At 72.9% G+C, this 25,017-nt stretch carries 21 protein-coding genes; 10 read left to right on the forward strand and 11 right to left on the reverse strand.

Going from position 1 to position 25,017, the window contains the following annotated elements:
- Positions 1-14 precede the first annotated feature (14 nt).
- From AMK24_RS30310 to galU, 4 genes are all read right to left on the reverse strand, one after another.
- A complete protein-coding gene (locus AMK24_RS30310; RefSeq protein WP_073772109.1) occupies positions 15-578 on the reverse strand; it encodes a MogA/MoaB family molybdenum cofactor biosynthesis protein in 564 nt (187 codons plus the stop codon).
- Positions 575-1,075 (reverse strand): cyclic pyranopterin monophosphate synthase MoaC, encoded by a 501-nt coding sequence (gene moaC, locus AMK24_RS30315; RefSeq protein ID WP_073772110.1) that lies wholly within the window; start codon positions 1,073-1,075, stop codon positions 575-577. The genes AMK24_RS30310 and moaC overlap by 4 nt, the downstream gene beginning before the upstream one ends.
- 99 nt (positions 1,076-1,174) lie before the next feature.
- Positions 1,175-2,485, reverse strand: a complete 1,311-nt coding sequence (glp, locus tag AMK24_RS30320) for a molybdotransferase-like divisome protein Glp (protein WP_073772111.1) — start codon at positions 2,483-2,485, stop codon at positions 1,175-1,177.
- Positions 2,486-2,489: 4 nt separating this feature from the next.
- On the reverse strand, positions 2,490-3,392 hold the full coding sequence (galU, locus tag AMK24_RS30325; protein WP_073772112.1) for a UTP--glucose-1-phosphate uridylyltransferase GalU: 903 nt from the start codon (positions 3,390-3,392) through the stop codon (positions 2,490-2,492).
- Between the two features lie 93 nt (positions 3,393-3,485).
- Here galU and AMK24_RS30330 point away from each other — a divergent pair, with 93 nt between their 5' ends.
- Positions 3,486-4,112 (forward strand): 5-formyltetrahydrofolate cyclo-ligase, encoded by a 627-nt coding sequence (locus tag AMK24_RS30330; protein WP_073772113.1) that lies wholly within the window; start codon positions 3,486-3,488, stop codon positions 4,110-4,112.
- Between the two features lie 25 nt (positions 4,113-4,137).
- Here the strand turns inward: AMK24_RS30330 and AMK24_RS30335 are convergent, their stop codons facing one another.
- Positions 4,138-6,882: a penicillin acylase family protein gene (locus tag AMK24_RS30335; RefSeq protein WP_073772114.1), complete on the reverse strand. Its 2,745-nt coding sequence runs from the start codon at positions 6,880-6,882 to the stop codon at positions 4,138-4,140.
- 278 nt (positions 6,883-7,160) lie between these two features.
- Here AMK24_RS30335 and AMK24_RS30340 point away from each other — a divergent pair, with 278 nt between their 5' ends.
- From AMK24_RS30340 to AMK24_RS30360, 5 genes are all read left to right on the forward strand, one after another.
- A complete protein-coding gene (locus tag AMK24_RS30340; RefSeq protein WP_242435319.1) occupies positions 7,161-8,744 on the forward strand; it encodes a potassium/proton antiporter in 1,584 nt (527 codons plus the stop codon).
- 334 nt (positions 8,745-9,078) lie between these two features.
- The gene (locus AMK24_RS30345; RefSeq protein WP_073772116.1) at positions 9,079-10,359 is read left to right on the forward strand and encodes an MFS transporter; all 1,281 of its coding nucleotides are present in this window, start codon (positions 9,079-9,081) and stop codon (positions 10,357-10,359) included.
- A 66-nt stretch (positions 10,360-10,425) separates the two neighbouring features.
- Positions 10,426-10,764, forward strand: coding sequence for an FmdB family zinc ribbon protein (locus AMK24_RS30350; protein ID WP_073772117.1), 339 nt, complete (start codon positions 10,426-10,428; stop codon positions 10,762-10,764).
- Positions 10,765-10,947: 183 nt separating this feature from the next.
- Positions 10,948-11,871, forward strand: coding sequence for an S-methyl-5'-thioadenosine phosphorylase (locus AMK24_RS30355; protein WP_079190710.1), 924 nt, complete (start codon positions 10,948-10,950; stop codon positions 11,869-11,871).
- Positions 11,872-12,493: 622 nt separating this feature from the next.
- Entirely contained in the window at positions 12,494-12,988 is a 495-nt protein-coding gene (locus AMK24_RS30360; protein WP_199876541.1) for a hypothetical protein, read from the forward strand.
- Positions 12,989-13,204: 216 nt separating this feature from the next.
- Here AMK24_RS30360 and AMK24_RS30365 read toward each other — a convergent pair whose 3' ends face one another.
- Positions 13,205-13,435 carry a hypothetical protein gene (locus AMK24_RS30365; RefSeq protein WP_073772118.1) on the reverse strand — a complete coding sequence of 77 codons (231 nt, stop codon included), beginning with the start codon at positions 13,433-13,435 and terminating at the stop codon, positions 13,205-13,207.
- 666 nt (positions 13,436-14,101) lie between these two features.
- Here AMK24_RS30365 and AMK24_RS30370 point away from each other — a divergent pair.
- The gene (locus tag AMK24_RS30370) at positions 14,102-15,136 is read left to right on the forward strand and encodes a P1 family peptidase (RefSeq protein ID WP_073772119.1); all 1,035 of its coding nucleotides are present in this window, start codon (positions 14,102-14,104) and stop codon (positions 15,134-15,136) included.
- A gap of 321 nt (positions 15,137-15,457) precedes the next feature.
- The gene (locus tag AMK24_RS30375; protein WP_073772120.1) at positions 15,458-16,213 is read left to right on the forward strand and encodes a DUF6227 family protein; all 756 of its coding nucleotides are present in this window, start codon (positions 15,458-15,460) and stop codon (positions 16,211-16,213) included.
- A gap of 202 nt (positions 16,214-16,415) precedes the next feature.
- On the opposite strand, the gene AMK24_RS30380 is transcribed toward AMK24_RS30375, so the two are convergent.
- Positions 16,416-17,999, reverse strand: coding sequence for an MFS transporter (locus AMK24_RS30380; RefSeq protein WP_073772121.1), 1,584 nt, complete (start codon positions 17,997-17,999; stop codon positions 16,416-16,418).
- Between the two features lie 62 nt (positions 18,000-18,061).
- Here AMK24_RS30380 and AMK24_RS30385 point away from each other — a divergent pair, with 62 nt between their 5' ends.
- Positions 18,062-19,123 carry a helix-turn-helix transcriptional regulator gene (locus AMK24_RS30385; RefSeq protein WP_073772122.1) on the forward strand — a complete coding sequence of 354 codons (1,062 nt, stop codon included), beginning with the start codon at positions 18,062-18,064 and terminating at the stop codon, positions 19,121-19,123.
- 220 nt (positions 19,124-19,343) lie between these two features.
- On the opposite strand, the gene AMK24_RS30390 is transcribed toward AMK24_RS30385, so the two are convergent.
- Both AMK24_RS30390 and AMK24_RS30395 read right to left on the reverse strand, forming a co-directional pair.
- Positions 19,344-20,345, reverse strand: a complete 1,002-nt coding sequence (locus AMK24_RS30390; protein ID WP_073772123.1) for a sigma-70 family RNA polymerase sigma factor — start codon at positions 20,343-20,345, stop codon at positions 19,344-19,346.
- Between the two features lie 547 nt (positions 20,346-20,892).
- On the reverse strand, positions 20,893-21,672 hold the full coding sequence (locus AMK24_RS30395) for a dioxygenase family protein (RefSeq protein WP_073772124.1): 780 nt from the start codon (positions 21,670-21,672) through the stop codon (positions 20,893-20,895).
- A gap of 264 nt (positions 21,673-21,936) precedes the next feature.
- Between AMK24_RS30395 and AMK24_RS30400 the strand changes: the two genes are divergently transcribed.
- Positions 21,937-22,449, forward strand: a complete 513-nt coding sequence (locus AMK24_RS30400) for a MarR family winged helix-turn-helix transcriptional regulator (protein ID WP_073772125.1) — start codon at positions 21,937-21,939, stop codon at positions 22,447-22,449.
- A gap of 48 nt (positions 22,450-22,497) precedes the next feature.
- On the opposite strand, the gene AMK24_RS30405 is transcribed toward AMK24_RS30400, so the two are convergent.
- Positions 22,498-24,048 (reverse strand): MFS transporter, encoded by a 1,551-nt coding sequence (locus tag AMK24_RS30405; protein ID WP_073772126.1) that lies wholly within the window; start codon positions 24,046-24,048, stop codon positions 22,498-22,500.
- 173 nt (positions 24,049-24,221) lie between these two features.
- Positions 24,222-24,932, reverse strand: a complete 711-nt coding sequence (locus AMK24_RS30410) for a TetR/AcrR family transcriptional regulator (RefSeq protein ID WP_242435322.1) — start codon at positions 24,930-24,932, stop codon at positions 24,222-24,224.
- Between the last annotated feature and the right edge of the window lie 85 nt (positions 24,933-25,017).

Here is a 25,017-nt window from a genome sequence, read left to right on the forward strand (position 1 = left end):
CCAGGTCGCGATGTTCAGCTCGGGCTCCCCGGTCGGGGGTGGTCGCCGCCGCGGAGCTGGTCGACGGCGTGCACCAGGAGGCGGCCGAGGACCGCGAGTCCGTCCTTCACCCCGCCCGTGGAGCCGGGGAGATTGACGATCAGGGTGCGGGAGGCCACGCCCGCCAGACCCCGGGAGAGCGCGGCGGTCGGCACCTGGGCCAGGCCCTCGGCCCGGATCGCCTCCGGGATGCCGGGGACCTCGTGGTCGAGGACGCGGCGGGTGGCCTCGGGGGTGGCGTCGGTGGGCGAGATGCCCGTACCGCCGGTGGTGACGATGACGTCGTACCCGGCCGCGACGCCCGCGCGCAGGGCCGCCTCGACCGGATCCCCGTCCGGCACGACCTGCGGGCCGTCGACGGTGAAGCCGAGGCCGGCCAGCCCTTCGGCGATGAGCGGGCCGCCCTTGTCCGCGTACACCCCGGCGGAGGCCCGGTTGGAGGCGGTGACGACGAGGGCGCGGTACGGGGTGCGCGGGGCGGCGGAGGACTGCGGGGCGTGCGCCCCGGGGCCGGGGGTCTCGTGCTCGGGCGGGGTCACGCGTCCGTCCCCTCCGGGGCGGGGCGCCGGTAGTCGCCGGACTTGCCGCCCGACTTCGCCTCGACCCGCACGTCGGTGATGACCGCGCCCTTGTCGACCGCCTTGACCATGTCGACGACCGTGAGGGCCGCCACCGACACCGCGGTGAGCGCCTCCATCTCGACGCCCGTGCGGTCCGCCGTCTTCACGGTGGCCGTGATCTCGACCGCGTCGTCGGCCACGGCCAGGTCGACCTTCACACCGGAGACGGCCAGCGGGTGGCAGAGCGGGATCAGGTCGGGGGTGCGCTTGGCCCCCATGATCCCGGCGATCCGGGCGGTGGCGAGGGCGTCGCCCTTGGGCACCCCCTCGCCGCGCAGCAGCTCGATCACGCGCGGTGCGACGAGCACCCGGCCCGACGCGCGGGCGACGCGGGTGGTGACGTCCTTCGCCGACACGTCGACCATCCGGGCCGCGCCCGCCTCGTCGATGTGCGTCAGCCTGTTCTGCGTACTCAACTCACTCCGCCTAGCGGTAGGGGCGCCGGTGGGCCTCGGGCCCGGAGGGGGACCTCCGGAAGGCACGGCGGCAGATACCGTACCGCCACGGGGCGGCGGTCAGCGGAGCAGGATCACGTCCGTCTCCGTGCCGGGCTCGACCGAGACGACGTCCTCGTCCACCACGATCAGCGCGTCCGCCTGCGCGAGCGCGGCGATCAGATGCGAGCCGGAGCCGCCGACCGGCTTCACCGTGCCCTCCTCCGCGTCGTAGCGGCCGCGCAGGAACTGGCGGCGGCCCTCCGGGGAGGTGAGCGCCTCGTCCGCGTCGAGCCGGGCGCGGACCGTGGGGCGGCGCACGTCGTCGAGGCCCATCAGGGCGCGGATGGCGGGGCGGACGAACAGCTCGAAGGAGACGTACGACGAGACCGGGTTGCCCGGCAGGGCCAGCAGCGGGGTGTGGTCCGGGCCGATCGATCCGAAGCCCTGCGGTTTTCCGGGCTGCATGGCGAGCTTGCGGAACTCGACGCCGCTGCCCGGCTCGTCCTCGTCGCCCACGGAGGACAGCGCCTCCTTGACGACGTCGTACGCGCCGACGCTGACGCCGCCCGTGGTGACGACGATGTCCGCGCGGATCAGCTGGTCCTCGATGGCGGCGCGCAGCGTCTCGGCGTCGTCGGTCACCGCGCCGACCCGGTAGGCGATGGCTCCGGCGTCCCGGGCGGCGGCCGTCAGCGCGAAGCTGTTGGAGTCGTAGATCTGGCCGGCGGTCAGCTTCTCGCCCGGCTGGACCAGTTCGCTGCCGGTGGACAGGACGACCACCCGGGGGCGGGGCCGGACGACCACGGTGGAGCAGCCGATCGCCGCGAGCAGCCCGATCTGCGCCGGACCGACGACCGATCCGGCGGCCAGGGCCAGGTCGCCCGGCTTGACGTCGCCGCCGGCCTCGCGCACATGGGCGCCCGCGGTGACGGGCCGGTGCACCCGGACCTCTCCGGTGGCGCCTTCGGGGGCGTCGCTGTGGGCCCGCATGGTGGCGGCGGGGCCCTCGCCCGTACCGCCGTCGGTCCACTCGACCGGGACCACGGCCTCGGCGCCCGGGGGCAGCGGGGCGCCCGTCATGATGCGGGCGGCCTGTCCCGGCCCCACGACCCGGCCGTCGGCGAGCCCCGCGCTGCCCGCGGCCACGTCGCCGATGACGGTGAGGACCGCGGGGAACTCCTCGCTCGCCCCCTCGACATCGGCGACCCGGACCGCGTACCCGTCCATGGAGCTGTTGTCGAAGGGCGGCAGGGCCACCTCCACGACGACGTCCTTGACGAGTACGCAGCCCTGGGCGTCGGGCAGTTGCAGCTCGATGGGCTCCAGCGGACGAATGGAGGCGAGGATGTCGTCCAGGTGCTCGTCGACCGACCAGATCGTGCTGCTCACGGGGTCACATCTCCTCAGCGACGTACTTGCGCAGCCAGGTCCGGAAGTCCGGACCCAGGTCTTCACGTTCGCACGCCAGTCTGACGATGGCGCGCAGGTAGTCGCCGCGGTCGCCGGTGTCGTAGCGGCGGCCCTTGAAGACGACGCCGTGCACGGGGCCGCCGATCGTCTCGTCGGCGGCGAGCAGCTGGAGCGCGTCGGTGAGCTGGATCTCGCCGCCGCGGCCCGGCTCGGTGTGTCGCAGTATGTCGAAGACCGCGGGGTCCAGGACGTACCGGCCGATGATGGCGAGGTTGCTGGGGGCGTCGGCCGGGTCCGGCTTCTCGACCAGGTCGGTCACCCGGACGACGTCGCCGTCGACGGTGGCGTCCGCCGCCGCGCAGCCGTACAGGTGGATCTGGGAGGGCTCGACCTCCATCAGCGCGACGACGCTGCCGCCCTCGCGCTCCTGGACCTCGACCATCCGGGCCAGCAGCGGGTCGCGCGGGTCGATCAGGTCGTCGCCGAGGAGCACCGCGAAGGGCTGGTCGCCCACGTGCGGAGCGGCGCACAGCACGGCGTGCCCGAGGCCGCGGGGGTCGCCCTGGCGGACGTAGTGCATGGTGGCCAGGTCGCTGGACTCCTGGACCTTGGCGAGGCGTTCCGCGTCTCCCTTGCGGGTGAGGGCGGACTCCAGCTCGTAGTTGCGGTCGAAGTGGTCCTCGAGCGGGCGCTTGTTGCGACCGGTGATCATCAGCACGTCGGAGAGGCCCGCCGCGACGGCCTCCTCGACGACATACTGGATGGCCGGCTTGTCGACGACAGGCAGCATCTCCTTGGGAGTGGCCTTCGTGGCGGGCAGGAACCGGGTGCCGAGACCTGCTGCCGGAATGACGGCCTTGCTGATCCTGGGGTGCGACTGAGTCATAGCCAGACCTTACCGGCTGCGCACGACCGAAGGCCGATATTCCGGTTAACTTCATCCTGACATATGCCTATAAGAGAGTCGCGTGAGTCACACATGAGCACGGACAGGTCCGGTTTCCTCGCCGCCCCCTCCCCCGAGGCCTCCGCGAAGGGCCTCCTCCGCCGCGAACTGCTCGCCGCGCGGGCCCTCCTGACGAAGGAGGACGTGGCCCGGGCCGCCGTGCTCCTCGCCGGGTCGGCGCTGCTGCTGCCCGAGCTGGCCGAGGCCCGCACGGTCGCCGCGTACGTCTCCGTGGGCCGCGAACCGGGCACCCGCGACCTCCTGGAAGCGCTGCGCGAGCGGGGGGCGCGTGTGCTGCTCCCGGTCCTCCTGCCCGACAACGACCTGGACTGGGCCGCGTACGAGGGGGCGGAACGCCTGCTGCCGGCCGGGCGCGGCCTCCTCGAACCGGCCGGGCCGCGCCTCGGCCCGGCCGCCGTCCTGGAGGCCGACGCCGTGCTGCTGCCGGGGCTGGCGGTGGACGGGAACGGGATGCGGCTGGGGCGCGGCGGCGGCAGCTACGACCGGGTGCTGGCCCGGCTGACGGCCGCCGGGGCGCATCCGCCGCTCGTCGTCCTCCTGTACGAGAACGAGGTGGTCGCGCAGCTCCCCTCGGAAGCGCACGACCACCCCGTGGACGCCGTGGTCACCCCGGCCGGAACGCGCCGCTTCGCTTCCTGAGCTCCGCGGGCGGCGACCCGGCTCCCTACGGTTTCAGCGTCAGCGTGTCGACCGTGGCGGCGTCGACCGCCTGCTTGCCGTAGGACCAGTCGAGCAGTTCGCCGTCGGCCCACTTGTCGGTCTGGTCGGTGTAGTGGGCGTGGAACGCGTGCCCGGAGGCCCCGCTGAGGTTGATCCAGCGGGACTTGTCCCAGTCGCCCACGTTGACGACCATGCGCATCGACGGCACCCAGACGACCTCGTAGCCGCTCGCGGCGTTCCAGCCGGTGGCGTTGACCGCCGCCTCGCCGCCGCCGAGGTTCCAGGGGCCGCGGTTGAGCGCCCGCTGGAGCAGGCCGGGGCCCTCGGTGCCGAGGGTCTGGTTCGTCAGGGTCAGCCGGTGCAGCCGGCCCCAGCTCCAGGTGTCGATGTTCTTGCCGAGCTTGGAGGTCAGCTCCCAGCGGGCGTCCTCCATCGCGCGGGCGAACAGGTCGTCCCGGCTCTCCAGGGCGTCCTCGCGGCCCCGGGCGGGCGCCTTCCACCACGCGTTGTCCTGGTCGTCCAGGATCTCCCGGACCACCTGGAACCAGCGGTCGCCGCCGTCCGGCTGCGCGGTGTCGCCGTCGCGCTGGCCGCACTCGCGGACGAGCTTCTTCTGCTGGTCGGCCGGTCCGCTGTTCTTGGCGGGCGGGACGTTGATGCAGTCGCCCTTGACGCGCATCTCCTTGGGCAGCTTGTTGCCGAAGGCGAGCTTGAGGATGTTGCGCCAGACGCCGTTGAAGTAGGCGGCGGCGGCCGAGTCGGACGCCTGGGAGTAGTCCCAGCCCTCCAGCAGCTTCTGCGCCTCGCGGACGCTCGGGTCAGTGATGTTGATCTTCTTCAGCTCGGGCACCAGCAGCGCGGCGATCTCGCTGAAGTCGTCCATCTGCATCTTCTGCATGTCATCGGTCGAGACCTTCTCGCCGCCCTTGATCTTCCGGGTCAGCAGGTCGTTGAGCCGCTGGCTGCGGGCGCCGTACCCCCAGTCCTTCGTCAGGAGGTAGGGGTACTTCTTCTCGTCGATGACGGCCTGGTTGGCGGTGACGATGAAGCCGCGGTCCGGGTTGTACTCGTAGGGCAGCTCGTCGAAGGGGATGTAGCCCTTCCACGCGTAGTCCGGGTCCCAGCCCGGCGCCGGGCGCGTCCCGTCGTAGCCCTCGGAGCGCACCGGGATCCTGCCGGGGGCCTGGTAGCCGATGTTGCCCTCGGTGTCGGCGTAGATGAGGTTCTGGGAGGGGACCTCGAACTTCTGGGCGGCGGCCCGGAAGGTGGCGAAGTCCTTGGCCCGGTTGAGCTCGAAGACGGCGTCCATCGACCTGCCCGGCTCCAGCGCGGTCCACTTCAGCGCCACCGCGTAGCCGTCGGCCCGGTCGGGGGCGGCGTTGCTGACGGGCGCCTTCTGGCCGACCTTGTCCAGTTCCCTGCTGCGGTCGGAGACCAGGGGCCCGTTGTTCGTGCTGCGGACGGTGATCTTCCGGTCCTTGCCGCCGGCGACCTTGATGGTCTCCTCGCGGGTCTCGAAGGACTTGGTCTTCCCGTCGTACAGGTAGCCGTCGTCGGAGACCTTCTCCAGGAAGAGGTCGGTGACGTCGGCGCCCAGGTTGGTCAGTCCCCAGGAGACGTCCTGGTTGTGACCGATGATCACACCGGGCATCCCGGAGAACGTGTAGCCGGCCGTGTCGTACCGGCAGCTCTCGGACAGTTCACGGCAGTGCAGGCCCATCTGGTACCAGAGGGAGGGCAGCATCGGCGCGAGGTGCGGGTCGTTGGCGAGCAGCGCCTTGCCGGACGTCGTGTGCCTGCCGTCGACGACCCAGGAGTTCGAGCCGATGCCGTTGCCGTTCGGACCGAGCAGCGCCGGGATCTCGTCGAGGGTGTCGGAGAGGGCGGAGAGCTGCGTGTTCAGGCCCTCGGCGGCCCCCTGGGGCGTCGCGGAGCCGACGGTGTCCGACGGCTGCGCCTCGGGGTCGAACTTCCCGGTGGCCGGGGAGACCGCGCCGTTCTCGACGATCGGCTTGTGCCGCTTGTACGGGTAGCCCGGGTACAGGTCCTCGATCTGGTCCTTGTCGAGGCGGCTGGTCAGCAGCGAACGGTCGATCTCGTCCTGCATGTTGCCGCGCAGGTCCCAGGCCATCGCCTTGAGCCAGGCCACCGAGTCGACCGGGGTCCACTCACCGGGCTTGTAGTCGTTGGTCAGCCCCAGCGCCGCGTACTCGACCGAGATGTCCCGGCCTTCCTTGCCCGCGAGGTAGGCGTTGACGCCTTCCGCGTACGACTGGAGGTTCTTCTTGGTGCCCTCGTCCAGGACCTCGTCGTACTCCTTCTGCGCCACCTGCCGCCAGCCGAGCGTGCGCAGGAAGGAGTCGGTCTCCACCTGGCCGGAGCCGAACATCTCGGAGAGCCGGCCGGAGGTCATGTGCCGCCGGACGTCCATCTCCCAGAAGCGGTCCTGGGCGTGGACGAAGCCCTGGGCGCGGAAGAGGTCGGCGTCGGTGTCCGCGTAGATCTGCGGGATCCCGTACGCGTCGCGTTTGACCTCGACCTCCCCGGAAAGGCCGTCGAGCGTCATCGACCCGGTGGTCTGCGGGTAGGAGGCCCGCACGGTGGACACGGACCAGTACGTCCCGTAGCCGACACCCGCGACGAGCGCCAGCACCAGGACGAGCACGAACAGGCGGGCGCGTCGCCCCTTCTTCCTGCCGGGCTTCTTCGCGTCGGAAGGGCCGGAAGAGGCGGTTGTGTTGGCGGGCATCGCTGTCCTTCGAGGGGCAGGGTGGTCCTGGGAGTGCAGGAGCAACCATAGGCGCAGCGGAGAAGCCACTCGGACGCGGTATGGGGATGCACCCGTTTGCGGCTTCCTCGTACGAACGCTCGAACCCGTCAAGGAATCGTTAAAGATTAGGTAAGGTAACGAAGTACCTGGCTGCCGGAGGACGATCCGGCAGGCGCACGCAGGGAAGGAAACGGACCCTGACTGTCCACGCGCTCAACGAACTCCTGCTCGTCTGCTCGCTCGTCCTGCTCGTCGCCGTGGTGGCGGTACGGATCTCCTCGCGCAGCGGACTCCCCAGCCTGCTCCTGTACCTCGGCATCGGGATCGCCCTGGGGCAGGACGGCATCTTCGACGTCAAGTTCGACAACGCCGAGCTGACCCAGGTATTCGGCTACGCCGCCCTGGTCGTCATCCTGGCCGAGGGCGGGCTCGGAGCGAAGTGGAAAGAGGTCAGACCGGTCCTGCCGGCGGCGGCCGTCGTCTCCACCGTCGGCGTCGGCGTCAGCGTGGGCGTCACCGCCGCCGCGGCGCACTACCTCGTCGGCCTGGACTGGCGGCAGGCCCTCATCATCGGCGCGGTCGTCTCCTCGACCGACGCGGCGGCCGTCTTCTCCGTCCTGCGCCGGGTGCCCCTGCCGCCCCGGATCACCGGGGTCCTGGAGGCCGAGTCCGGTTTCAACGACGCTCCCGTCGTCATCCTGGTCGTCGCGTTCTCCGCGGTCGGCCCGGTCGAGCACTGGTACGTCCTGGTCGCGGAGATCGCCATGGAGCTGGCCATCGGCGCCGCCATCGGCATCGCGGTGGGCTGGCTGGGCTCCCTGGGGCTGCGGCACGTGGCCCTGCCCGCCTCCGGTCTCTACCCGATCGCCGTGATGGCCATCGCCGTCTCGGCGTACGCGGCGGGCGCCATGGCCCACGGCAGCGGGTTCCTCGCCGTCTACCTCGCGGCCATGATCCTCGGCAACTCCAAGCTGCCCCACTGGCCCGCCACCCGCGGATTCGCCGACGGGCTCGGCTGGCTGGCCCAGATCGGCATGTTCGTGCTGCTCGGCCTGCTGGTCACCCCGCACGACCTGATCGACGACTTCTGGCCGGCCGTGGTCGTGGGCCTGGTGCTGACGATGGTGGCGCGACCGCTGTCGGTCTTCCTGAGCCTCGCGCCGTTCCGGCTCCCGGCCCGCGAGAAGGCCCTCATGTCCTGGGCCGGGCTGCGCGGGGCGGTGCCCATCGTCCTGGCGACCATCCCGATGGTGTCCGGGGTGGAGGGCAGTACCCGCATCTTCAACATCGTCTTCGTCCTGGTCATCGTCTACACCCTGATCCAGGGCCCGACGCTGCCCTGGGTCGCGAACAAGCTGAACATCGCCGAGGACCCGGCCGAGGCCGACGACCTCGGCATCGAGTCGGCGCCGCTGGAGCGGCTGCGCGGACACCTGCTGTCGGTGGCCGTCCCCGCGAAGTCGAAGATGCACGGCGTCGAGGTCGGGGAGCTGCGGCTGCCGGCCGGCGCGGCGGTGACGCTGGTGGTCCGGGAGGGCAAGAGCTTCGTGCCGTCCCCCGCGACGGTCCTGCGGCGCGGGGACGAACTGCTGGTGGTGGCCACCGACCCGGTGCGCGACCGGACGGAGGAGCGGCTGCGGGCGGTCGCCGAGGGCGGCAAGCTGGCCGGCTGGCTGGGCCCCGGCGGATCCCCCTCGTCCGGTCCGGCCGGCGCGGCGGGCCCGCACGCCGGGTCCGCCATACCGCAGGCGATGAAGCTGGCGAAGAAGCTCGGCGGGGCCGGGTCCGCCTCGCGGACGGGCACGGGCGCCGACGGAGGCAGGGCCAGGACGCGCTCCTGAACCCTTACAAGGGGACAACGCAGGCGAGCCGCGCAGAACGCGTCCCGGATCACAGGCGGGCGGGGAAGCCCTGTGCGCATTCACAGGCGCACAGGCTTTCCTGCCTGTAGCATGAAGGAAACCTGATCGACCAACTCTGTCTGAAGCAGAGCTGGCGCGACCGTATGGCGGTCGTGGTGTCTCTTCGCCCGGCGGCTCTCCCGCCGATGGCAGCGAGCCACCCGGCATCTACCGCAGTTCCGCGCGAAGAGGACAGCTCTCGGCCGCTTCCGTCCGGCCCGCCCCACGAGGGCGCCGGGAAGCAGGGCTACCAGGCGGCAGAAAGGCAAGGACCGTGGCGACCACGGTCTCCGACCGCCCCGGATACGGGCAACTGCTGCGCACCCCCGGTGCGTGGACCTTCCTCCTCCCGGGCTTCGCCGCACGGCAGCCCTTCGCGATGCTCACCATCAGCATCGTCCTCCTCGTGCAGCACACGACCGGCTCGTACGGCAGCGCGGGCGCCGTCGCGGCCGTCTCCGGCGTCTCCATGGCGCTGTTCGCCCCGCAGAGCGGCAAGCTCGCCGACCGCTTCGGCCAGCGTGCCGTCCTGCTGCCCGGCGTCCTCCTCCACACCGTCTCGGTGAGCGTCCTGACCGCCTTGGCGCTGGCGGACGCGCCCCTGTGGGCGCTGTTCGCCGCCGCCGTGCCGACCGGGGCGTCGATCCCGCAGATCGGCCCCATGGTGCGGGCCCGCTGGGCGGCGATGCTGGGGGCCTCCGGCGACCGGCCCGCCTCCCCGCTGATGTCCACCGCGGCCGCGTTCGAGTCGGTGACGGACGAGTTCACCTTCGTGCTCGGCCCGGTGATCGCCACCGCGCTGTGCACGGGCGTGCACCCGGCGGCCGGACTGGTCACCGAGGCCGCCCTGACCCTGCTCGGCGGCCTGCTCTTCGCCGCGCAGCGGGCCACCCAGCCGGCCCCCCGCCCCGCCGCCACCGCGGACGAACCGCACGCCTCGGCGCTCTCCGTGCCCGGCGTCCGCGTCCTGATCGTCACCTTCCTGGGCATCGGCGCGGTCTTCGGCGGGATGCAGGTCTCCCTGACCGCGTTCTCCGAGGAGATCGGCCACCCCGGGGTGAACGGCGTGCTCTACGGGATCTTCGCGGCGGGCAACATGCTGGCCGGGATCGCCTGCGGCGCCATCGCCTGGAAGAGCAGCCCGCGCCGCCGGCTGATCGTCGGATACGTGGCGCTGACCCTGACCGCGTCCGGGCTGTGGGCCGTGCACTCGGTGCCGCTGCTGGCGGGGCTCGGCCTGCTGGTCGGCCTCTGCATCGCCCCGGCCCTGATCAGCGGCTACACGCTGGTCGAGGCGCTGGTGCCCGCCACCGCCCGTACCGAGGCGTTCACCTGGCTGACGGGCGCGGTGGCGCTGGGCCAGGCGGCGGCCGTGACCGCCGCGGGACAGCTCGCCGACGCCCACGGTGCGAGCACCGGCTTCCTGGTGCCGCTGGCCGGCACCGCACTGGCCCTGGTGACCCTGCTGGCCCTGCGTTCACGGCTGGTCCCCCCGCCCTCGGAGCGCACCGTGGCACGTGGGATCGGTCACCGCGAGCCGGTCACGGTGGACTGATCCGGCGGAATACGTCAGTATGGAGCGTCGTTAGCACTCATTGAGTGAGAGTGCCAGGAGGAGCAAGTGCCGACCTACCAGTACCAGTGCACCGAGTGCGGCGAGGGCCTCGAGGCGGTGCAGAAGTTCACCGATGACGCCCTGACCGTGTGCCCGAACTGCGACGGACGCCTCAAGAAGGTGTTCTCCGCGGTCGGCATCGTCTTCAAGGGTTCCGGTTTCTACCGGAACGACAGCCGCGGCTCCTCGTCGAGCAGCACGCCGGCGTCGACGTCCTCGAAGTCGTCCGACTCCACGTCGTCCTCGTCGTCGGGTTCGGACACGAAGGCGAGCGCGTCGTCGTCCGCCTCCTCCTCGTCGTCGGCCTCCGCGCCGGCCTCGTCGAGCGGCACGTCGGCCGCCTGAGCCCGCGCGTACGCCCCACCAGCTTTTCCCCCGGACCCCGCCGAGCCCCCTCGGCGGGGTCCGGGGCGTTGTGCGGGCACCGCCGTACGGCGCCCTGCGCGGGCGCCCGCCCGGGGAGGCTCCCGCGCCGGGCCCGCACGGGCGTCCGCCCGGCGGCGCGCTCCTTGCGGATACGGTGACCGCATGGCGAACGCACATACGGAAACGGGCTCCGGCGCGGGTACGGCGAGCACGGACGCGGACAGGGGCACGGGCGTGGGCACGGCGGACGCCGAGGGCACGGCGGAGATCGGTGTCATCGGCGGCTCGGGCTTCTACTCCTTCCTGGAGGACGTCACCGAGGTCTCCGTGGACACCCCTTACGGCAAGCCGAGCGACTCGGTCTTCCTCGGGGAACTCGGCGGCCGCAGGGTGGCCTTTCTGCCCCGTCACGGGCGCGGCCACCACCTGCCGCCCCACCGCATCAACTACCGGGCCAACCTATGGGCGCTGCGCTCCATGGGGGTCCGGCAGGTGCTCGGGCCGTGCGCGGTGGGCGGGCTGCGGCCGGAGTTCGGACCGGGCACCCTGCTCGTCCCCGACCAGCTGGTGGACCGCACCAGGACCCGCGTGCAGACCTACTACGACGGTGAGCCCCGGCCCGACGGAACCGTGCCGAACGTCGTCCATCTGGGCTTCGCCGACCCGTACTGCCCCGAGGGCCGCAAGGCGGCGCTCGCGGCCGCTCGCGGGCGGGACTGGGAGCCCGTGGACGGCGGCACCCTGGTGGTGGTCGAGGGCCCCCGGTTCTCGACCCGCGCGGAGTCGCGCTGGCACGCGGCGATGGGCTGGTCGGTCGTGGGCATGACGGGGCATCCCGAGGCGGTCCTCGCCCGGGAGCTGGGCCTCTGCTACACCACGATGACCCTGGTGACCGACCTGGACGCGGGGGCCGAGGCGGGCGAAGGCGTCTCCCACGAGGAAGTGCTCCAGGTGTTCGCGGCCAACGTGGACCGGCTGCGCTCGGTGTTGTTCGACGCGGTGGCCCGACTGCCGCGGACCGGGAGCCGCGACTGCGCCTGCGCCCGCGCTCTGGACGGGATCGACACGGGCATCACGCTGCCCTAGCGGGGGCGCGCCACGCGGACCCGGCCCACCGACGCCGGCACTCGGCCGTTTCGACGGGGCGGCCCTCACCGGGCGGGTCGGGTCTCTCCGTGCGGGAGGGACCCTCACCCCGGGTGGGGCGGGCTTCGCCGGGCGGAGGAGCGGGTTCCGCCGTGCGGGGAGGCGGGTTCCGCCGTACGGGGAGGCGGGTTCCGCCGTGCGGAGGGGCCCTCACCGGGCGGGGTGGGTCGTCACCGGATCGGGTGGCGGTGTTTTCCCCAACCCCGAGGCCGTCCACAGGCGTCGGCGGGATCTGCTCGGACCGAGGAGAGTGAGGGGAGTGCGGCCGGGGCGACCCCGCCGGACTCCCCTTCCCCGTGCGCCTTTCCTGGCGCGCGTCGGCCCGACCCCAGGTGGTGCCATGTCCCGGTCCTCGTCGTCTCCGCCCGCGCCCACTCCCGTTTCGTCCTCCTCCGCCTTCACCTCTTCCCCGTGTCCGCACCACGCACCCCGATCCCCCGCCGCCGCGCGTCCTTCCCCTCGCCCTCCCGTTTCCGTTTCCGGGGCGCGCGGGGAACCGCCGCCCCGGGCCCCCTCCCCGGTGCCCGCCCCGTGCGGGGTGGGGCCGTTCGCTCCACTGCGGGTGCGGGGCGGTGGCGCGGACCGGCTCCGCCGGATGCTGCGCCGTCAGCGGCGTGCGGCTGCGGCGGGACTCGCGTTGGCGGGAGCGGCGCTGGCGACCACGGGCCTGAGCGGCGCCGACGGGGCGGCCCGCTCTTCGGAGGCTCCGCCGGGGGCGGGCCGGACCTCCGTGCGGCTGGTGTCCGCCCCGGTGCGGATCGCGGACCCGGAGACGGTACGGCTGCTGCGTCCGGGCGATCGGGTCGATGTGATCGCGGTCGGCGACGGGAGCGGCGAGGCGCGGGTGGTGGCCCGGGGCGCCCGGGTGGCGAAGGTGCCGGGGCCCGGGGCGGGGCCGGGCGTATACGCGGCGGACGGTGTGGCCGCGTCGGGGCCGGGAGCCGGGGCGGGGCCGGGGGCGCTGGTGGTGCTGTCCGTGGAGCGGTCGACGGCCACGGCGCTGCTGGGCGCGGGCGTTTCGGGGCGGCTGGCCGTGGCGGTGTCCGATGCGCACTGAGGAGGGGCGGCCCGCCGGTGCGGGGCTGACGCCCTGCCGGACCGGGCCGGTCCCGGGCGAGCGCGCGACCGCCCGGCCCCGTCCTCCGGTGGGCGACGGCATGCCGACCCGTGCTTCCCGGCCGCGGAGAACGGCCCGGGCGGTACCGACAGGACTGTCGCCGCAGGACTGTCGCCACGGGCCCGCCCGAGGGCGGGCAGCCCTGCGGGCCGCCGCTCAGATGTGGTGGGGCGGCTTCTCGTCCAGGAAGCGCGCGAGGTCCGCGGCGCTGCCGCCGGCCGGAGGCCGCTCGCCCCACCCCTGGTCCGTATCGTCCGCCGACTGCCGGTCCAGCGGATCGTCGAAGATCAGAGCCGGTCGGGGTTTCGGTTCCCGGTGCGGCCGCTCCTGCGGCTGCTGCTCCTGCTGCTTCGCATCGCGCGGTCGGGGGGCGGGGGCGGCACTCATGTCTCCAGGGTACGGCGGCACGCCGCGCGGGGTGAGCCGCCGGGGAGCCGGGTGGTGGAGGCCGGCGGCCCTTCGGGCCGGGGAGCCGCAGGCCGGGCACGACGAGGGACGGCGGGCAGAGGGAGCCGGCCCGCCACCAGGCCGTCCCGGCCTCGCCCGTCGTCCACGCGGCGATCAGGACCGTCAGCCCCGGGGCCGGCCGATGGCGACGGTCATGGTGAGGACGAACCGCGTGGCCGGTCTCGCGGATCGCTCGGGGTCCGGTCGGCGCGCCTTCCGGGCCCGGTACCGGGGCCGGTGTGCCGGATGCGAGGGTTTCCCCAGCCGCCGGGGCCGATTCGGACGTGAGCGTGGCCGCCGGGTTCGTACCGCCGGTACGTTCACACGGCACCGGCTCGCGTTTCAGCGGGCCTCGACCCCGACCCGAGGAGCCGCACGATGACATCCGTGGACCCCGTGGACCCTGTGGGCCTTGTGGGCCCTGTGGACTCTGTGAATCCCGTGGGTCCTGTGGGCCCCGGGGGCCCTGAGAATCCCAGGGGCCCCGGGGAGTCGAAGGACGCGGGCCCGCCCGGACGGCCCGGGGCCGCCGCGGCCGGGTCCGGCGGTGGGGCCGGGAGCGCGCGCGCCGGAGGCGGGGCGGCCGAGGGGGAGGGCGCGGCACCGGTGGACGCGTTGACCGATGTGGCCGGCATCCGGGTCGGGCACGCCGAGGTCGCCGGGGCGGGGGCGTTGAGCGGCACGACCGTCGTCCTGGCCCCCGAGGGCGGGGCCGTGGCCGCCGTGGACGTACGGGGCGGTGGGCCGGGCACGCGGGAGACGGATGCGCTGGACCCGCGCAACTTGGTGCAGCGCGTGGACGCCGTCGTACTGACGGGCGGCAGTGCGTACGGGCTCGACTCCGCGTCCGGCGTGATGGCCTGGCTGGAGGAGCGGGGCCGGGGCGTCCGGGTCGGGTCCGGGCCCGCCCAGGTGGTGCCGGTCGTCCCGGCCGCCGCCCTCTTCGACCTCGGCCGGGGAGGCGACTGGCGGGCCCGGCCGGACGCCTCGACCGGCCGCGCCGCGGTGGAGGCGGCAGCCGCCACGGGGTTCGGGGAGCCGGTGGCCGAGGGCGGCGTGGGCGCGGGTGCCGGGGCGGTGGCCGGGCAGATCAAGGGAGGCATCGGCACGGCGAGCGTCCGCCTCGCCTCCGGGGTCACGGTGGCGGCCCTCGTCGCGGTGAACGCGGCGGGTGCGGTGGTGGATCCGCGGACCGGCGTGCTGTTCGGCGAGTACGGGGCCGGGGAGCCTACGGCGCATCCTCCGGCAGAGGTCCACGCGGCGGCGGTGCGGCGGCTCGCGCGCGCACGGGAGGAGGCGGAGGCGGCCGGAAGCGGGGTGCCGCCGTTCAACACGACGATCGCGGTCGTCGCCACGGACGCCGACCTGACCCGGGCGCAGGCCCAGAAGCTGGCGGGCACGGCACACGACGGCCTGGCGCGCGCGGTGCGGCCGGTTCATCTGCTGACCGACGGGGACACCGTCTTCACCCTGGCCACCGGGCGGAGGCCGGTCCCCGCGGGGGATCCGAGCGCGGTCAACGAGATCCTGGCGGCGGGCGCCGACGTCCTCGCGCGGGCCATCGTGAAGGCGGTGCGCACGGCCCGGAGCACCCGGGGACCGGGCGGCGGGATCCTCTCGTACACGGAGCTGTACGGGTAGGCCGGGCGCAGAAGCGAGGGGCGGGGGCCGAGAACCGGGGGGGGTGGGAACCGGGGGGCCGGGAGCCGAGAATCTCGGTCAAGGAAGCGGAAGCGCGATCAGGACAGGGGCGTGCGAGGTGGACGAGGGGGCGTGCGAGGGCAGCCGATTCACCTTCCCTGCACGGGAGTTCGCCCCCAACCGCCCGAAATGCGCTGGGAACACGCGGGGAACTTTCTGCGTGTGCCTTACGTTTTTATCAACCCCGGTCACGATGTCGGACCCAGGGACTACGTTGAGCACGCACCATGTCACACGCGGCGACGGCCTGGAGACACCACCTTGAGCGATCCGTACGAGACAACCGAGCATCACCTCGACCGACTCCTGCGACGCGCCCTCAACTCCTTCGACCTGCCCGACAGCACGGTCGACCGCCTCGGCACCGCGCTCGCCCACAGCAGTTCGCTGCACTCGTCGCACCACAGCGCCGTGCTGCACCGGGAGACCTACCGGCACACGTATCTGCTCGCCGACGGCTCCGCCCTGACGCTGTGGGAGCTGGTGTACAGCGAGGGCCGCGACGTACGGACCCCGCCCCGGCACGAGGTGTACGACGAGGAGGGCGACGCCCGTATCGCCGCGTCCCGGCTGGCCGGCAGCTTCTCCGACTCCCCGCTCTTCACCGACGAGGGCGTGCAGGAGACGCAGGGTGAGCTGGACATGCTGACGGTCCTGATGTCCGCGCCTCCGTCCGTGCTCCCCCGCACGTACTCCCCGGACAATTCGGCGGACCACGCCCGCCGGGTGCTGCGCCGCGCGGAGAACGCCGACCGCCCGGGCGAACCGACGGCTCGGCTGCTCCGGGCCGCCTTCGCCCACCACATCACCCAGATCTTCGGGCGCCAGTGCGATGTCGACGGCCGACCCGCCGGATTCACGCTCTACGAGCACGCGTTCCTGCTCCTCGACGGCAGCGAGACGAGTCTGTGGGAGGTCGAGCACACGGCGACGCCCGACGGCCGCCACATGTGCGAGGTGTACGAGGACGAGCAGACCGCCCGCGCGGCGATGGAAAGCCGCGCACGCATCTGCTGACCCCGCAGGGCACGGGCGGCGGACCCCCCGCGCCGGCACGGGCGGTCCGGGCGCTTCCGGGCGTCCACGCGGACGGCCGGTCCTCGGCAGACCGCCGCCGAGGACCGGCCACCGCGCAGGGGGCGGATCGCCTACCGGGCCCGCCCCGCCCGAACGGCGGGGAGAGGACCGCGGCGCCGGGTGGTTCCGCCGCCCGCCGGGGTCATGGGGCGTGGTCCCCGGACACGTCCTCCGCGGACCCGTCGCCCTCGGTGTGGGCGCGCGGCCGGGCAGGGAGGGCGAACATCACCAGGAAGATCACCGCGAGCACTCCGGCCACCCACCACAGCGTCTGCTGGAACGCTTCCACGAACGCGGGGCCGACCTCGGCGGGCGCCAACCGGTCGCCGATCGCCCCGAAGAAGACGACGGAGACCAGGCCGAGGCCGAGCGCCGTCCCCATCTGCTGCACCGTGTTGAACAGGCCGGACGCCGAACCGGCGTGCTCCTTGGGCACTTCGGAGAGGACCGCGTCGGCCAGCGGGGCCACGATCAGCCCCATCCCCACGCCCATGACCACCAGGGGAACGGCCATCTGGAGGGAGGTGATGCCCATGCCGTACCGCTCGCTCTCCCACAGGTGGACCAGCAGTCCGGCGATCATGAGGAGCGCACCGGCCTGGAGGACCTTGCGGCCGAAGCGGGGCACCAGTTTCTGTACGGAGAGCCCGGCGGCCACCGAGACGGCCACGGAGAACGGGACGCCCGTCACGCCGGCGCGCAGGACGCTCCAGCCGAGCCCGGTCTGCATGTAGAGGGTCCAGACCAGGAAGAAGATGCCGAGGCCGATGCCGAAGGTCAGCTGCACGGCGATACCGGCGGCGAAGCTCTTGACCCGGAACAGGGACAGCTCGATCAACGGCGAGCCGTCGGTCAGCGCCTTGTGCCGCTGGTAGCGGACCAGCGCACCGAAGACGAACAGGCTTCCCACCATGGACAGATGACCCCACAGCGGCCAGCCCAGCTCGTGTCCCCGGGTGAGCGGGTAGATGAGCATCAGCATGGCGAGGGTGATCAGGGCGACGCCCGGCAGGTCGAGCCGGACCGCCTTGGGGGCCTTCGACTCGCCGATGAACTTCGCCCCGAGGATCAGCCCCGCGATGCCGACGGGCAGGTTGATCAGGAAGATCGGCCGCCAGCCGAGCCCGAAGAGGTCCCACTGGGTGAGGAGCGCCCCGAGCAGGGGGCCGGAGACCGCGCCGAGGCCGACGATCGCGCCGAAGAGGCCGAAGACCTTGCCGCGTTCGTGCGCGGGGAAGGTGGCGTGCACGATCGCCAGGACCTGGGGCACCATCAGCGCGGCCGTGGCCCCCTGGAGGATGCGTGCCGCGACCAGCATCTCGGGTCCGGTCGCGAAGCCGCAGAGCGCCGAGGCCAGCGTGAACCCGCCGATGCCGATGAGGAAGAGGCGCTTGCGCCCGTAGATGTCGCCGAGCCGTCCGCCCGTGATCAGCCCGGCCGCGAACGCGAGGGCGTAACCGGCGGTGATCCACTGGATCGCGGAGACCGACGCCTTGGTCTCCTGCTGGATGCTGGGGATCGCGATGTTGACGATCGTGACGTCGACCAGGTCCATGAAGGCCGCGGTCATCACGATGGCGAGCGCGAACCAGCGACGCCGGCCGGCCGGTGCGGCCGGGGCGCCAGGGACTACCGGGGCAGTCGGTACGGCCGGGGCGGGCGGTGTGGCCGGGGAGGGTGGATCGAGCCGGGGCGCCGCGAGCGGCGAAGGTGCGGAAGAAGGCATGGGAGGAACCTAAACAGCTAATAGGTCAGATCATGACCTGATGGTTCGGCACTCTGGCTGCCATGACTGACACCCCGGCACGCCTGCTGAAACTGCTGTCGCTCCTCCAGACCCCGCGCGAGTGGCCGGGCGGTGAACTGGCCGACCGGCTCGACGTCAGCCCCCGCACGATCCGCCGCGACATCGACCGGCTGCGCGACCTGGGTTATCCGGTCGAAGCCTCACGGGGAGCGGTGGGCGGCTACCGCCTGGTCGCGGGTACCGCCATGCCGCCCCTCGTGCTGGACGACGAGGAGGCGGTGGCCATCGCGGTGGGGCTGCGCGCCGGGGCGGGGCACGCGATCGAGGGTGTCGACGAGGCGTCCGTACGGGCGTTGGCGAAGCTGGAGCAGGTGCTCCCCTCCCGGCTGCGGCACCGGGTGTCCGCCCTCCAGAACGCCACGGTGGCGCTGACCAGGGGCGACGGCGCCACCATCGACCCGGGAACCCTGACGACGCTGGCTTCGGCGGCCACCGGGCGGGAGCGGCTGAGGTTCGCGTACCGCAGCGGCGACGGCGCCCGGACGAAGCGCCAGGTCGAGCCCTACCGTCTGGTGAGCGCCGGACAGCGCTGGTACCTGGTGGCGTACGACCTCGACCGGGAGGACTGGCGCACGTTCCGGGTGGACCGGGTCGGCGACCCGTACGCCACGGGGGCCCGGTTCGCCCCGAGGGCGCTGCCGGTCGACGGGCCGCCCGGGACCGGAGGCGGCGAGGCGCGGGGAAGCGGTGGAGGCGGCGTCCGGGGAGGCGGGGACGGCGGCGGGGGCGGTGACGCGGCGGCGTTCCTGGCCCGGTCGATGCGGCGGATGCAGCCGGAGCTGCGGCTCGACGTGTGGTTCGGCGCGCCGGCGGAGTTCGTGGCGTCCCGGCTGCCCGCGCATCTCGGCGCGCCGGAGCCGGACGGGGAGGGCGGCTGCCGCCTGCGGTCCTCGTGCACCGATTCGCTGGAGTGGGTGGCGCTGCGGCTGGCGCTGGTGGACTGCGAGTTTTCCGCGTACGGGCCGCCGCACCTGGTGGAGTACCTCGCGGAGCTGGGCGCCCGGCTGACCCGCGCCGCCCGGCCCGGGGGATTGCCCGGCTGACCCGCGCCGCCCTGCCCGGGGGCGGGGGCCCGGGCCGGTCACGGTCCCGAACAGGCTCGGGCCGAGGCGCCGGCCCGGAACAGGGATGAGCCCCGACGCCGGGGGGGGGGTGGGCGCCGGGGCTCAGCTCAGGGACCGGAAAACCGGTCGGTCGACCGGAACGACCCGGTCGGCCGGCCGGTGCGAACCGGCTTGATGGGGAGATTACGGGGTTATTGGCTCATGCCACAGCGTCGAAGCCCGTGTCGTGAGCCATTCGCTTCAATTCGAGCAGCGCGTGCTTCTCGATCTGGCGGATCCGCTCCCTCGTGAGGCCGTGCTGCTTCCCCACTTCGGTCAGGGTCCGCTCGCGTCCGTCCTCGATGCCGTACCGCATCTTGATGATGGAGGCAGTCCGGTTGTCGAGCTTGCCGATCAGGTCCTCCAGCTCCTCGCTGCGGAGCAGGGACAGCACGGACTGCTCGGGCGAGACGGCGGAGGTGTCCTCCAGGAGGTCTCCGAACTGGGTGTCGCCGTCGTCGTCCACCGGCATGTTCAGGCTGACCGGGTCACGGGCCCAGTCGAGCACGTTGCCCACGCGCTCGGCGTTGGAGTCCAGCTCGGCGGCGATCTCCGCGTGCTCCGGATCGCGCCCGTGCTCCCGGTTGAACTCGCGCTGGACCCTGCGGATCCGGCCGAGCTCCTCCACCAGGTGGACGGGGAGCCGGATCGTGCGGGACTGGTCGGCGATGGACCGGGTGATGGCCTGCCGGATCCACCAGGTCGCATACGTGGAGAACTTGAAGCCCTTGGCGTAGTCGAACTTCTCGACCGCGCGCACCAGGCCCGCGTTGCCCTCCTGGATCAGGTCGAGGAGAGGGAGCCCAGCGCGCGGGTAGCGGCGGGCCACGGCGACGACGAGTCGGAGGTTGGAACGGATGAATATGTCCTTGGCGCGCTCGCCCTCGGCGACCAGCGCCTCCAGCTCCTCGCGCTTCGCGCCACCGCCGGTGCTCTCCACCTCGCCGTCGAGGATCTGCTGGGCGTAGACGCCCACCTCGATGGTCTGGGAGAGGTCGACTTCCTTGGCGGCGTCGAGCAGCGGTGTGCGGGCGATCTCGTCCAGGTACATGCCGACCAGGTCGCGATCGGCGATTTCCCCGCCCACGGCGCGAACACTGCTGGCCCGGTCGGTCCCACCGGAGGCGGTGGACGTACGACGGGCGACGGCACGGGTTGCCATGCGTGCTCCCTTGCTGAGTAGGTCGCGACACCCTTCCGGGTGCCCTGCATCCGATGGAAACAACGACTGGAATCCGGACAGAATTCCCATGCCACGCATTCATTTTCGTGATCATGCAGTACCCTGTCCGGCGCCGACCGTTGGATGCCGCTCCCGGGTTCCCCCGGAAACGCAGGTCGGAGCCGGTATCGCAGGCGACGCGGCCCCTTCCCGGCTCCTCGGCCGGATACCCGCGATCGGCGCGTCCATGAGACCGCGCTCACCCCCGCGTCCGCGCCGCTCCGCCCGGCCTCCCCCGCACGGCCCATTCCGGACCCGCGGATCTGCCGCCGCCCCCGGCCGCCCGAGGTCCGGCAGGGCCGCCGCCCGGGGCGGGGGGGCCGCACTCGTACCTGGAGACGTCCGAAGGCGTGCTTCCACCCCGGAAGACGGCCGCGGCGGCGTCCGGGTTGCCCGGGGCCCCCGGGAACCGGCCCCGCCTCCGGCCGCCGGGCCGCCACCGCGCCCCCGCCCGCACCCGTCCGGGGCCACTCGGCCCGCGGCGCTCTCAGCCGAACTGCACCGAGCGCTTGGCCAGCCCCATCCAGAAGCCGTCGATGACGCTCCGCCCCCGGTCCAGCTCGTCCTCGGCCGCGCCCAGCGTCACGAACAGCGGGGCGAAGTGCTCGGTGCGCGGGTGGGCGAGCTTTCCGGCCGGGGAGGTGTGCTCGAAGTCGATCAGCGCGTCGACGTCCTGGGCCCGCAGTGCGCGGTCGCCCCAGTCGTCGAACTCCGCCGACCAGCCCGGCACTCCGCCCTGGTGCCGCAGAGCCGCCAGGTTGTGGGTGAAGAAGCCGCTGCCGACGATGAGCACGCCCTCGTCGCGCAGCGGGGCGAGCTTGCGCCCGACGTCCATCAGCTTCTGCGGGTCGAGGGTCGGCAGGGAGATCTGGAGGACGGGGACGTCGGCGTCCGGGAACATCTCCACCAGCGGGACGTACGCCCCGTGATCGAGCCCGCGGTCGGGGATGTCCTGGACCGGGGCGCCGGCCCCGCGCAGCAGTTTGCGCACGCTGTCGGCGAGCTGCGGGGCGCCGGGGGCTCCGTACCGCACCCGGTAGTAGTGCTCGGGAAAGCCCCAGAAGTCGTACACGAGCGGCACGGTCTCGGTGGCGCCCAGGGCGAGCGGGGCCTCCTCCCAGTGGGCGGAGACCATGAGGATCGCACGGGGGCGCGGCAGCCCCGCGGACCAGGCGGCGAGCTGGCCGGGCCACAGGGGGTCGTCGGCCAGCGGCGGCGCGCCGTGCGAGAGGTAGAGGGCGGGCATGCGCTCCGCGGCGGTGGTCATGGCACTCCCATCCACGGGACGCGGAGCACGGCCGCCCGCCGCCACGGGGGCGCCGGGAGATCCGGATCCGGTCACGAGTTCGTCAGAGCAGGAGTTCCCCGAGGTCATCCGGGGGATCGTTGTTCAGGGGTCCTGCGGAATCCTTGCGGGAGTTCCTTCAGGACCTCTGCGGGGTCCTCCTGGGGCAGGCTTCTTGAATCTTCAAGTTCCTACCTTCGGAGACCTTAGCTCTATCTAGTTAAACTTTCAAGAAAAGGTCGTACAGTGGAGTCCATGACCACGGCATCCACCGGCGCGCCGCGCTGGCTCACCGACGAGGAGCAGCACACCTGGCGCGCCTATCTGCACGCCACCACGCTGCTGGAGGACCACCTCGACCGCCAGTTGCAGCGCGACGCCGGGATGCCGCACACGTACTACGGACTGCTCGTCCAGCTCTCGCAGGCCCCGCGCCGCCGGATGCGGATGACGGAGCTGGCCCGGAACGCGAAGATCACCCGGTCCCGGCTCTCCCACGCCATCGCCCGGCTGGAGAAGAACGGCTGGGTGCGCCGCGAGGACTGCCCCTCCGACAAGCGCGGCCAGAACGCGGTGCTCACCGACGACGGCTACGCGATGCTCCGCCGCTCGGCGCCGGGCCATGTCGAGGCCGTCCGGCAGGCGATGTTCGACCGGCTCACGCCCGAGCAGGTGAGCAGCCTCGGGGAGATCATGAGGGTCCTCGCGACCGGCCTGGAGCCGGAGGGCGCGGGCGCGGACCTGCCCTGGCTCCGCTGAGCGGGGCCAGGGCAGGGGGCCGGCCGGGGGCGGAAGGGACCGCCGTCGTCAGTGGGCGACGACCGGGATCCTGAACTCGTCCTCGGCGCCCGCCTCCGACGCCGCTCCCCCGCCCGTCCCCACCCCGGGACGGCCGGTGTTGATGAGGGCGAACGCGATGGCCGCGGCGGCGACGAGGATGCCGACCGCCCACCAGATCGCCGCGGCGAAGCCGCTGACCATGGCCTGGAGCTCCAGGAGCTTCGGGTCCGCGGCGCGGGCCGCGTGGTCGGCGACGTAGGCGGTGGTGGCGCTCGCGGCGATGGTGTTCAGCAGAGCGGTGCCGATCGCACCGCCGACCTGCTGCGAGGTGTTGACCATCGCGGAGGCCACCCCCGCGTCACGCGGCTCGATGCCGTGGGTGGCCAGGGACATCGCCGGCATGAACGCCGTGCCCATGCCGAGGCCGAGCAGCAGCATGCCGGGCAGGATGACCGCGGTGTAGCTGGTGTTCAGGTCCAGCCGGGTCAGCAGCAGCATGCCGGCCGCGGCGACCAGGAAGCCCGGTCCCATCAGCAGGCGCGGCGGAACCCGCGTCATCAGCCGGGTGCCGATCTGGGTGGAGCCGGTGATCATGCCCGCGATCATCGGGAGGAACGCGAAGCCGGTCTTGACCGGGGAGTAGCCCTTCACGACCTGGAGGTAGTAGGTCAGGAAGAGGAACAGCCCGAACATCGCGATGATGGCGAGGCCCAGCGAGAGGTAGACCCCGCCGCGGTTGCGCTCGGTGAGGACGCGCAGCGGCAGCAGCGGCGACTTCACGCGCGCCTCGGTCATGACGAAGGCCAGCAGCAGCACGGCCGAGGCGATGAACATGGCGATCGTCAGCCCGTCCGACCAGCCGGCCGATTCGGCGCGGGTGAAGCCGTAGACCAGGGTGACCAGGCCGAGCGTGGAGAGGACGACGCCGGGGATGTCCAGCGGTGCGCGGTTGCGGGCGCCGGAGGGCTCACGGATGACGAAGTACGCGCCCGCGGCGGCGACGACGGCGAACGGGATGTTGACGAAGAACGTCCAGCGCCAGTTCAGGTACTCGGTGAGGAAGCCGCCCAGGATCAGCCCTACGGCGCCGCCGCCACCGGCGATGGCCCCGTAGATGCCGAACGCCTTGGCGCGCTCCTTGGCGTCGGTGAACATCACGGCGAGCAGCGAGAGGGCCGCCGGGGCGAGCAGGGCGCCGAAAACGCCCTGGAGGGCCCGGGAGCCGAACATCATCGCCTCGTTCTGGGCCGCCCCGCCGAGTGCGGAGGCCAGCGCGAAGCCGATCAGACCGACCACGAAGGTGCGCTTGCGCCCCCAGAGGTCGGCGATCCGGCCGCCGAAGAGGAGGAGACCGCCGAAGGCGAGGGCGTAGGCGGTGATGACCCACTGCTTGTTGCCGTCGGATATGCCGAGGTCGGTCTGGGCGGAGGGCAGCGCGATGTTCACGATGGTCGCGTCGAGGACGACCATCAGCTGGGCGAGCGCGATGAAGGCCAGGGCTTTCCAGCGGCTCGGATCGGGAAGGACGGGGTCGGAAACGGGGTCGGAAATACGTGATGTACCGGCTGTTTTCGGCATGGGTGTAGCCACCTAAGGACGTGCGGGGGCGCCGAGGCGCCGCAAGGTGAGCGTCGGCGGTACGCGGTGCGGCGTACGCGCGACGGTGATGGGGCCGCCCGTGCGCGACAAGGCGTGCGGGTCGGTGGTCGAGTCGGGCGGGGAGGGGCCGGAGGGCGCGGTTCGGACGGGGTTCAGGAGCGCCGCAGGTCCTCCAGGGTCGCCGCCGAGCCGGGCAGTTCCGAGCGGGCCGGGGTCTCCAGTCCGTCCAGGAACAGCTGCAGGTGGCGGTGGGTGAACCGGTCGATGCCCTGGCAGGCGATGCCGGGGAGCGGCCGGGTGAGTTGGGAGAGGGCGACGAGTACGTCACCGACGGCGATGTCGGTGCGCAGCCGCCCCGCGGACATGGCGCGCGCGACGAGCCCTTCGACGGCCTCTTCGAGGCGTCGGCGCTCGGCGAGCAGGTCGGGGTGGTCCCGGTCGAAGACGCCGGAGATCATCGGGCACAGGGCGCCGATCCGTTCGTCGGCGGCCGCGTGGACGAAGCGGCTGAGCGCGGCGAACGGGTCGGACTCCGCGGCGGCGGCCTCTTCGGCCCGGAGGGTGGTGCGGGAGGTGACCGCGAGGACGACCTCGTGGGTGAGGGCGGCACGGTCGGGGAAGTTGCGGTAGAGCGTGGCGTTGCCGACCCCCGCGCGGCGGGCGACGTCGTCCAGCGCCACGTCCGGCCCGTACTCGACGAACAGCTCGCGCGCCGCCGCGATGATGCGCTCACGATTGCGCAGCGCGTCGGCGCGGGGGCGGGCGGAACGGCGGGAGGCCGCCGGTGCGGACACCTCGGTCGCGCCCTCGGCCGGGGCCCCGCTCCCGGCGCCGGACTCGACAGTGCTCTCGGTCTTCACCATGTCTCTCCTCCCGCCCTCCGGGTGGTTCGGTCGCCCCCTGCGTCATCGGGGGCCGCCTCCCCGCTCGGCGAGGACACCTGGGTAA

It is taken from the genome of Streptomyces sp. CB02366, assembly GCF_001905905.1.
Lineage (GTDB): Bacteria > Actinomycetota > Actinomycetes > Streptomycetales > Streptomycetaceae > Streptomyces.

Excerpts from the sequence above, each read along its gene's own strand:
- AMK24_RS30390 (WP_073772123.1), bottom strand. The coding sequence starts at position 20,345 with ATGGCAACCCGTGCCGTCGCCCGTCGTACGTCCACCGCCTCCGGTGGG.
- AMK24_RS30365 (WP_073772118.1), bottom strand. The coding sequence starts at position 13,435 with ATGAGTGCCGCCCCCGCCCCCCGACCGCGCGATGCGAAGCAGCAGGAG.
- AMK24_RS30355 (WP_079190710.1), top strand. The coding sequence starts at position 10,948 with ATGGCGAACGCACATACGGAAACGGGCTCCGGCGCGGGTACGGCGAGC.
- galU (WP_073772112.1), bottom strand. The coding sequence starts at position 3,392 with ATGACTCAGTCGCACCCCAGGATCAGCAAGGCCGTCATTCCGGCAGCA.
- AMK24_RS30405 (WP_073772126.1), bottom strand. The coding sequence starts at position 24,048 with ATGCCGAAAACAGCCGGTACATCACGTATTTCCGACCCCGTTTCCGAC.
- AMK24_RS30380 (WP_073772121.1), bottom strand. The coding sequence starts at position 17,999 with ATGCCTTCTTCCGCACCTTCGCCGCTCGCGGCGCCCCGGCTCGATCCA.
- AMK24_RS30330 (WP_073772113.1), top strand. The coding sequence starts at position 3,486 with ATGAGCACGGACAGGTCCGGTTTCCTCGCCGCCCCCTCCCCCGAGGCC.
- AMK24_RS30385 (WP_073772122.1), top strand. The coding sequence starts at position 18,062 with ATGACTGACACCCCGGCACGCCTGCTGAAACTGCTGTCGCTCCTCCAG.
- AMK24_RS30335 (WP_073772114.1), bottom strand. The coding sequence starts at position 6,882 with ATGCCCGCCAACACAACCGCCTCTTCCGGCCCTTCCGACGCGAAGAAG.
- AMK24_RS30395 (WP_073772124.1), bottom strand. The coding sequence starts at position 21,672 with ATGACCACCGCCGCGGAGCGCATGCCCGCCCTCTACCTCTCGCACGGC.
- AMK24_RS30410 (WP_242435322.1), bottom strand. The coding sequence starts at position 24,932 with ATGGTGAAGACCGAGAGCACTGTCGAGTCCGGCGCCGGGAGCGGGGCC.